The sequence below is a fragment of the Streptomyces atriruber genome, assembly GCF_001418325.1.
Classification (GTDB): Bacteria; Actinomycetota; Actinomycetes; order Streptomycetales; family Streptomycetaceae; genus Streptomyces; species Streptomyces atriruber.
Map to the genome: position 1 here is coordinate 1 of NZ_LIPN01000244.1, position 7,068 is coordinate 7,068.

The 7,068-nt window shown below is 71.1% G+C and carries 7 protein-coding genes; 3 read left to right on the forward strand and 4 right to left on the reverse strand.

The genetic code is table 11. The annotated features are described in order from the left end of the window. Window positions 1-107: 107 nt before the first annotated feature. Window positions 108-335 carry a hypothetical protein gene (locus AOK03_RS24380; RefSeq protein ID WP_055567477.1) on the reverse strand — a complete coding sequence of 76 codons (228 nt, stop codon included), beginning with the start codon at window positions 333-335 and terminating at the stop codon, window positions 108-110. A gap of 79 nt (window positions 336-414) precedes the next feature. Here AOK03_RS24380 and map point away from each other — a divergent pair, with 79 nt between their 5' ends. Both map and AOK03_RS24390 read left to right on the forward strand, forming a co-directional pair. Then, on the forward strand, window positions 415-1,272 hold the full coding sequence (gene map / locus AOK03_RS24385) for a type I methionyl aminopeptidase (RefSeq protein WP_055567478.1): 858 nt from the start codon (window positions 415-417) through the stop codon (window positions 1,270-1,272). 177 nt (window positions 1,273-1,449) lie between these two features. Then, window positions 1,450-2,127 (forward strand): biliverdin-producing heme oxygenase, encoded by a 678-nt coding sequence (locus AOK03_RS24390; RefSeq protein ID WP_055567479.1) that lies wholly within the window; start codon window positions 1,450-1,452, stop codon window positions 2,125-2,127. On the opposite strand, the gene AOK03_RS24395 is transcribed toward AOK03_RS24390, so the two are convergent. From AOK03_RS24395 to AOK03_RS24405, 3 genes are all read right to left on the reverse strand, one after another. Next, entirely contained in the window at window positions 2,117-2,794 is a 678-nt protein-coding gene (locus AOK03_RS24395) for a PhzF family phenazine biosynthesis protein (RefSeq protein ID WP_425264404.1), read from the reverse strand. The genes AOK03_RS24390 and AOK03_RS24395 overlap by 11 nt on opposite strands. Before the next feature lie 15 nt (window positions 2,795-2,809). After that, entirely contained in the window at window positions 2,810-4,336 is a 1,527-nt protein-coding gene (locus AOK03_RS24400; protein ID WP_055567480.1) for an HtaA domain-containing protein, read from the reverse strand. A gap of 61 nt (window positions 4,337-4,397) precedes the next feature. Continuing rightward, the gene (locus tag AOK03_RS24405) at window positions 4,398-5,855 is read right to left on the reverse strand and encodes an HtaA domain-containing protein (protein WP_055567481.1); all 1,458 of its coding nucleotides are present in this window, start codon (window positions 5,853-5,855) and stop codon (window positions 4,398-4,400) included. A gap of 145 nt (window positions 5,856-6,000) precedes the next feature. Between AOK03_RS24405 and AOK03_RS24410 the strand changes: the two genes are divergently transcribed. After that, window positions 6,001-7,014: a heme/hemin ABC transporter substrate-binding protein gene (locus AOK03_RS24410; RefSeq protein WP_055567482.1), complete on the forward strand. Its 1,014-nt coding sequence runs from the start codon at window positions 6,001-6,003 to the stop codon at window positions 7,012-7,014. Window positions 7,015-7,068 lie beyond the last annotated feature (54 nt).

Sequence of the window (7,068 nt, forward strand, 5' to 3'; positions counted from 1 at the left end):
GGGGCCTTCGCCACGATCAAGCCCTACCGGCGTTAACAACGCTCGTGATCAATACATCTAGGGACCGCCGCGGGGCGCCTCGGCGCCGCCGCCACTCGCCCGCCCGGCTACTTGTCCTCGCCCCCGGCGCCCTTGTCGTGCCACCTGGGGTCGGTCTCCCACTCCAGGTTCCGGTCCGCTGCGGTCTGCATCGCCTGTTGTGCCTCCTCGCGCGAGCCGTAGGGGCCCATGCGGTCCTTGCCGGGGCAGTCCGGGCCCTCCTCCACCTTCTGGTGCTCCAGGCAGTAGAACCACTCGCCCGGCCTGCCGACCGTCCGCTTCTTGAACAGCGCCATGCCCCGCTCCTTCCCTCACCGCTCGGGTACCGCTCCTTGAGGCCATGCTGCCCCACGACGGCTGGCTAGACTCGCTGGCATGTCTGGCCAGTCACTGCTCGTCCCAGGGGAGCTCTCTCCCAACCGTTCCGTCCCCGGCAACATCCGCCGCCCGGAGTACGTGGGGAAACCCGCGCCGACCCCGTACTCGGGGCCCGAGGTGCAGACCCCCGAGACCATCGAGCTGATGCGTACCGCGGGCCGCATCGCCGCCCGCGCCATGGAAGAGGCCGCGAAGCACATCGCGCCCGGCGTGACCACCGATGAGCTGGACCGCGTCGCGCACGAGTACATGTGCGACCACGGCGCCTACCCCTCGACGCTGGGCTACCGCGGCTTCCCGAAGTCGCTGTGCAGCTCGGTCAACGAGGTCATCTGTCACGGGATCCCGGACTCGACCGTCCTGAACGACGGCGACATCATCAACCTCGACGTGACGGCCTACATCGGCGGCGTGCACGGCGACAACAACGCGACCTACCTCGTCGGCGACGTCGACGAGGAGTCGAAGCTGCTGGTCGAGCGGACCCGCGAGTCCCTCAACCGCGCCATCAAGGCCGTCCGCCCCGGCCGCCAGATCAACATCATCGGCCGGGTCATCGAGTCGTACGCCAAGCGCTTCGGCTACGGCGTGGTCCGCGACTTCACCGGCCACGGCATCAACACGTCCTTCCACTCCGGCCTGATCGTCCCGCACTACGACAGCCCGCACGCCACGACGGTCATCCAGCCCGGCATGACGTTCACGATCGAACCGATGCTGACGCTCGGCACGCACGAGTACGACATGTGGGAAGACGGCTGGACCGTTGTCACCAAAGACCGGAAGCGGACCGCCCAGTTCGAGCACACTCTGGTGGTGACGGACACCGGGGCGGACATCCTCACGCTGCCCTGAGGCGCGCCGCCCGAGAAAGATCAGGACCAGGAGGTTCCGAGGGCGGTGGGCGGGTAACTCTTTTACCGACAGGATGTCGGGAACCAGTTGACTTAGGTAAGCCTAACTTGCATGATCTGCAGGAGTCGCACTGGTTCCCGCCATTCCGTCAGCCCTCGGCTCCCCTGGAGGCACCGCATGGTCACGCCGCTCACGCCACTGACGCCGTTCTCGACGGTCATCCGCACCGCGTCGCACGAACAGCACACGGAGGCGGAGACCTCGTCGTTCATGAGCGACCTCCTCGGCGGCCGACTCGGCGTCGACGCGTACACGCGGTACACCGAGCAGCTGTGGTTCGTGTACCGCGCCCTGGAGGACGGCGCCCAGGCACTGCGCGACGACCCCGTCGCGGGGCCGTTCATACAGCCCGAGCTGGCCCGCGTGGGCGAGCTGGAGCGCGACCTCACGCACCTGCGCGGCGCGGACTGGCGCGAGGGCGTCACCCCGCTGCCCGCCACGGAGGCGTACGCGGCCCGGGTCACGGAGTGCGCCCGCACCTGGCCCGGTGGGTACGTCGCCCACCACTACACCCGCTACCTCGGCGACCTCTCCGGCGGCCAGATCATCCGCGGCAGGGCCGAGCAGACCTGGGGCTTCGCCCGCAAGGGCGACGGCGTGCGGTTCTACGTCTTCGAGGGCATCCCCAACCCGGCCGCGTTCAAGCGGAGTTACCGCGAGCTGCTCGACGGGATCGACGCGGTGGTCACGGACGACCTGGAGAAGAAGCGGATCGTCGACGAGTGCAAGCGCGCTTTCGCTTTGAATACGGCGGTGTTCCATGAGCTCGGGGAGGAGTTCCCGCTCAGCGCGTGACCAGCGCCGTCCTGCCGCCCACCTCGATCACCCCTGACGGCCCCGGGGCCGTCAAAATCTGCGAGCCGCGCCCTTGCGTGATGTTGAGGGCGCGGCCCAGTTCGTGCGTGAGCAGGAGGGCCGCCGCGCCCGTCGCCTCGTCCTCGTCGATGCCGTCGTCCCGACCGGGAAAGCCCCGCGCGCGCACGCGCCCCGCCGCCTCGTCCTGCCACGCCCAGGCGTAGATCCACTCCCCGGAGGGCGGCACGTCGAGCGCGTCGACCTCCGCCACCGTCCCGTACCGCCGCAGCGTCCTCGGCGGCGCCCACTCGGCCCGCGCCGCGATCCAGGTGAACTCGCCGTCCTGGCGGGACTCCACCACCCCTGCGGGCGTGACCAGTTCGGGCACGTCGAGGAGCCAGGACGTGCCGACGCAGGGGTGGCCCGCGAAGGGCAGCCGCAGGGTGGGCGTGTAGATGTCGATGACGCCGCGCTCGGGGTCGTCGACGTACACCGTCTCGCTGAAGCCGAGCTTCGCGGCCAGCGCCTGGCGGTCCGCGCGCATGGGGATGCGGGCCCCGTCGCGCACGACACCGAGTTCGTTGCCGTGCCGACCGTCGGGCCCGCAGAAGACGCGTACTACGTCGAGTGTTTCCAGTGCGTCGCTTGCATCGAGTGGTTCAGTCACCCGGGCATTGAAGCATCACACCGCTTCGGCGCCCCGGCGCCGTCGTGCCGCGACGACCGCACCCGCGCCCGCCGCGAGCGCCACGCCCGCCGCGCCGAGCAGCGCGGTCGAGGGGACGGAGGAGCCGGTGGCCGCGAGCGCGCCCGTGCCGCCGACCGAACCGCCGCCGCCCACCGAGCCGGAGCCCGTCGTGCCGGTGCCGCCCGCCTCCTCACCGCCGGTGCCGCCATCGGTCCCGCCGCCGGCCGGCAGTTCGGCGCCCGCCTTGCCGGACAGCGCGACCGTCACCGGGTCGAGCTTCTCGCCCGCCGGGTACGGGGAGCCGGTCGTGTCGTTGGCGAACTGCTCGGCGCCCGCCGCCGTGAGGGTCGCGGGCACCTTGTCGAGCAGCACGACGTCGCCCTTGGGCTCGTACGAGGCCTTGGAGAGGTCGAGCGTGGCGAACTTGACGTCGTTGTTGGTGCCCTTGGGCGTGGTGACGTCGACGAGCAGGGTGCCCTTGGCACCGTTCGCCCGCACCTTGAGGTCGCTGAACTTCATGTCGATGCCGTGCGCCGGGTACGTGAAGCGGACACTGCCGCCGAAGGAGGCGTCGACCTTCTTGGCGTCGGAGTTCAGGTCCGCCTTGGTGTGAGGGAACCGGTAGCCGCTGGAGATCTTCTTCGCGCCGCCAGCGACGGTGGCCTTGCCGCCGGTGGAGATGTACTTGCGGAAGGACTCCTTCAGCCCCCAGGACAGGTTGCCGTCGACGACGCCGCCCGCGGCCTTCTGCGACGCGCCGGGCTTCGGGGTCACGGCGGGCTCGGCGGGCCTGCTGGGCTTCGAGGGCTTCGAGGGCTTCGAGGGCTTGCCGGGGTCGGTCGGATCGGTCGGCTTGTCGGTGGGCTTGTCCGTGGGCTTGTCGGTGACGGGACCGCCCGGGGTCACCGTGAGCGTGGCCGGGTCGAGCTTCTCGCCCTCCGCGTACATGCCGTTGAACGCCTTGGCTCCCTTCGCGGTCAGCGTCGCCGGGATGTCCTTGAAGACCATCGCGCCGCCCTCTCCCTGGCCGGGGCCGACAGCGCTCAGGTCGAGCCGGGCGAGGTCGATGTCCTGCTGGACGGCGCCGTTGAGCGTCACGTCCGCCTGGATGGCGCCGGTCTTGCCCTTGGTGCGGACCTTGACGTCGGCGATGTCTATCTCGAAGCGGTGCACCGTGGAGGTGAAGCGGACGCTTCCCTTGAAGGCGGTGTCGGTGGCGTGGGTGCCGGTGTCGTACGTCCCCTTGCCGTCGGAGAACGTGAACACCCCGTTGCCCGCGGCCTGCGAGGCGCCGTCCTTGGCCTCGATCTTGCCGTGGGCCATGCCCATGACGTACTTGCGGAAGGACTCCTTCAGACCCCACTGCAACGTGCCGTCCTTGAGCTCCAGCTTCGGCGGGGCGGCCTTTCCGGTGCCACCGCCGTCGGCGGCGAGCGCGGGCAGGGAGAGGGCGCTCGCGCCGAGCGCGACGGCGGTCGCGACGGCTGCCGCGAGGGTCAGGGGACGACGGGTGGCGGCCATGATCAGGCTTCTCCTTGGGAGAGGGGGTGAGGGGGCGACGGTGACCGGCGAGGGCGGCCGGTCAGGACTCGTCTGGGGTGGTGGAGGACGCCGCGCGCTTCTTGCGTACGACTCCGAAGGCGACCGCCGCGGCGAGCAGCACCGCGACGCCCGCGCCGACGCCGATGGGCACGGCGTTCGACGAGGAGTCGGAGGACCGCGCGGCGTTCTCGGTCTTCGGCCGCTCAGCGTGCTCCGGCCCGGCGTCCGGCTTCGCGGACGAGCCGAGGTCGGGCAGCGCGGGCAGCCTCGCGCCGTCGTCGAGGGCGACGGCGAGCGACAGCGGGTCCATCGCGGAGCCCGCCTTGTACATGCCGCCGAACGCCTTGGCGCCCTCGGCGGTGAGCTTCGACGGCACTTCGGCGAGGGAGACGAGGCCGTCCTTCGGCTTCAACTCCCCCTCCGCCGCCGGGAAGGTGATCAGCGGGGCCTTCTTCAGGGTGGCGCCGCGGCCGCCCTTGCTGTCGACGTCCGCCGAGAGCGTGCCCTTGCCGTCCCGTACGTCGACGGCGACCTCGGAGAGCGTCAGGTCGAGGCCGTGTTCGCCGGTGAAGCGGACCGCTCCGGCGAAGTCCGCCGCGAGGGTCTGCTTCTTCTCGTCGTACGTGCCCTCGCCCCGGGGGAAGCGGAAGAGCGCGCCTCCGTCCTGGGCGCCGGCGGACAGCTTCCACTCGCCCTTGGCGATGGATCCGGTGACGTACTCGCGGAAGGTGCGGCGCACGCCCCAGTCGACGGCGGCGTCCTCGATGCGGCCCGCCTCGCCCTTCCCCTTCGACTTCGACTTCGACTTGCCGTCGGAGGGATCCTTCCCGGCGGGCTCGCGCGAGGGCTTCGTGTCCCCCGACTTCGCCACGAGGTCCGTCGACAGGCTCACCGGATCGAGCGCGGTGCCCGCCGTGTAGTACCCGGCGAAGGCCCTGGCGCCCTGCGAAGTGAGCTTCGCGGGAAGGTTGTTGAGGGCGATCGGCCCCGTGCCGCCCTTCATGTCGATGCCGGAGACGTCGAGCGAGGCGAGCGGCACCTGCGGGGTCGAGGTGACCTTGCCGGTGCCCTTCTCCTTGCTGACCATGTCGGCGTAGAGCGTGCCGGAGCCGCCGGAGACCCTCACGGTGGGGCGGCTGATCGTCAGGTCGAGCTCGTACGAGCCGCCCTTCTTGTGGCCGGTGAAGCGCACTCCGCCCGAGAAGCCCGCGCTGAACGCCCCGCCGTCCGGGTCGTACGAGCCCTTCGCCGAGTGGAAGCGGAACTGGCTGCCGCCGACCGTGGCCGCGCCCCCTCGCAGCGTCGAACTGCCTCGGGCGATGGGCCCGGTGACGTAGCTCTGGAAGGAGGACTTGATGCCCCAGTCGAGCCGTCCGCCCTGGACCGTGCGGTCCTCGGCGTGCGCGGCGGCCGCCGGGAGCAGGGCTGCGGCCAGTGCGGTGAGCGCGGCCACGACTGCGGTGCGGCCGATGGCGCGCGCCTGTCCGGACGAGGGCATGGGGGGACTCCTCCAGGTCTGACTGGGCCTAGCGAATTAGGTAAGGCTAACCTAAACTACGATCACTCCGGTCTGGAAGACCCCAACCGGAACCCGGACCGGACCGGGCCCCAACCACACGACAGGACGGTGGACTTCGGTGCGTATGCCGCGCTCACTCCGCATCGCCGGCGCATGGGCGGCCGTGCTCGCCCTCGGCCTCACCGGATGCGGGACGTCGGACGACGACGGCGGCGGGCAGGCGCCGAAGGCCGGTGCGCGGGCCGCGTCCCCCGACCGGGTCGAACCGCTCGGGACCCGGCCGAAGACCGAGCTCCCCGCCACCGTGACCTCGGCCGACGGGCACCGGGTGACGGTGCGGGACACCAGCCGCATCGTGCCGCTCACCGGCAGCCTGAACGAGATCGTCTTCACCCTGGGACTCGGCAAGAACGTCGTCGCCCGCGACATCACCGCCACCTTCGAGCAGGCGAAGAAGCTGCCGGTGGTGACGCGGGCGCACGACGTCTCGGCGGAGAGCGTGCTCTCGCTCGAACCGACCGTCGTCCTCGCGGACTCCACCACCGGTCCCGCCGAGGCCATCGACCAGATCCGCGACGCGGGCATCCCCCTCGTCGTGTTCGACCCCGCGAAGAGCCTCGCCGACGTGAGCCCGCGCATCGAGGCCGTGGCCAAGACCCTGGGCGTCGAGAAGTCGGGCGCCGAGCTGTCGAAGCGCACGGAGCGGCGGATCGCGGCGGTCCGCGACGACATCCCCGCGGGGACCCGCGAGAAGAAGCCGCGGGTCGCCTTCCTCTATCTGCGCGGCTCGGCGTCCGTCTATCTGCTCGGCGGCCGCGAGTCCGGGGCGGGTTCGCTCCTCGATGCGGCGGGCGCGGTCGACGCGGGCGGGGAGTCCGGGCTGAAGAAGGACTTCACGGCCATCACGAGCGAGGCGCTCGCCAAGGCCGCGCCGGACGCGATCCTGGTGATGCGCAAGGGGCTCGAATCGGTGGACGGCGTGGCCGGACTCCTCAAGATCCCCGGCGTCGCCGAGACCCCCGCGGGCCTGGACCGGCGCGTCGTCTCCATCGACGACGGGGTGCTCCTCAACTACGGGCCGCGCACCGACCAGGTGCTGAAGTCTCTGGTGGAGCAGCTCTACGGGGACGCCGAGTGAGCGTCCTGACCAAGACCGCGGACGCCGAGGTCCCCGCGCCGCCCGACACGTCCC

Coding starts and splice junctions, on each gene's coding strand:
- AOK03_RS24400 (WP_055567480.1), bottom strand. CDS start 4,336: ATGGCCGCCACCCGTCGTCCCCTGACCCTCGCGGCAGCCGTCGCGACC.
- AOK03_RS24390 (WP_055567479.1), top strand. CDS start 1,450: ATGGTCACGCCGCTCACGCCACTGACGCCGTTCTCGACGGTCATCCGC.
- AOK03_RS24405 (WP_055567481.1), bottom strand. CDS start 5,855: ATGCCCTCGTCCGGACAGGCGCGCGCCATCGGCCGCACCGCAGTCGTG.
- map (WP_055567478.1), top strand. CDS start 415: ATGTCTGGCCAGTCACTGCTCGTCCCAGGGGAGCTCTCTCCCAACCGT.
- AOK03_RS24380 (WP_055567477.1), bottom strand. CDS start 335: ATGGCGCTGTTCAAGAAGCGGACGGTCGGCAGGCCGGGCGAGTGGTTC.
- AOK03_RS24410 (WP_055567482.1), top strand. CDS start 6,001: ATGCCGCGCTCACTCCGCATCGCCGGCGCATGGGCGGCCGTGCTCGCC.